Raw genomic sequence first — 991 nt, forward strand, 5'->3', positions numbered from 1 at the left:
GGGGTATGTCTGAGTGGGTCCGGTGTCAGCTTTCCGACGTTTGTGACTTTTTCATCGGCGGAACCCCTTCAAGAAATCAGCCAGAGTTCTGGGCGACACCACCCAGTGGTTCGCCATGGCTGGCTATTTCTGACTTGAAATCAAAATTTCTCTGGAGGTCAAAAGAGCATATTACCGAGCTAGGCGCCCTTTCCAGCAATGTAAAAATCATACCCCCCGACTCGACTGTAATGAGTTTCAAGCTGAGCATCGGGCGAGCAGGCATCACAAAAACTTCCATGTACTGCAACGAAGCCATCGCTTTTTTTAAGCCTATCCCGGGCGAGTTGGATTCGCGGTGGCTGTATCATGCTATTCCAAGAGCAGCAGATAAGGTCGTAACTGACAGTGCCGTAAAAGGAGCGACCCTTAACAAGAAAAAAATTGCTGAAATCCCGCTTCACCTTCCTCCCCTTGATGAGCAAGTGGGTGTGGCGGAAGTTCTCGACACCCTCGATACCCAGATCCAGAAAACCGAGGCGCTGATCGCCAAGCTGGAGAAGGTCAAGGAGGGCTTGCTCCACGACCTGCTGACCCGCGGCATCGACGAGAGCGGCCGGCTCCGCCCCAGCCCCGTGCAGGCGCCGGAGCTCTATAAGGAGTCGCCGTTGGGGCTGATTCCCAAGCCTTGGGATACTAGCAAGCTGTCAGAGCTGATACTCGAGCACAACTCAGGACTATATACACCAAAATCAAATTATGGTCGAGGCACCCCAATGCTCGGGGTTTCATCGCTCTATTCAATTGATGTGCTTCAAAACCAAGAGCTTAGAAAAGCCCCTATACCCAGCAGCATGCTGGAAAAGTACACACTTCAAGAGGGAGATATTGTCTACGGAGAATCGTCACTCGTACTTAGCGGGATAGCTAAGACGGTAGCTGTTGGTGAGCTTGGCGAAGGAAAGGGGTTTGAATGGCACACAAGGAGGATTCGAGTAAATAAAGACACAGC

The 991-nt window shown here is 51.7% G+C and carries 1 protein-coding gene; it reads left to right on the plus strand.

The window, feature by feature from the left end:
* On the plus strand, positions 1-991 hold a 991-nt coding region (locus tag OP495_RS18235), incomplete at both ends, for a restriction endonuclease subunit S (RefSeq protein ID WP_280571188.1).

Origin of the sequence: Chromohalobacter sp. 296-RDG (assembly GCF_029889885.1) — a bacterium.
In the GTDB taxonomy this organism is placed as follows: domain Bacteria; phylum Pseudomonadota; class Gammaproteobacteria; order Pseudomonadales; family Halomonadaceae; genus Chromohalobacter.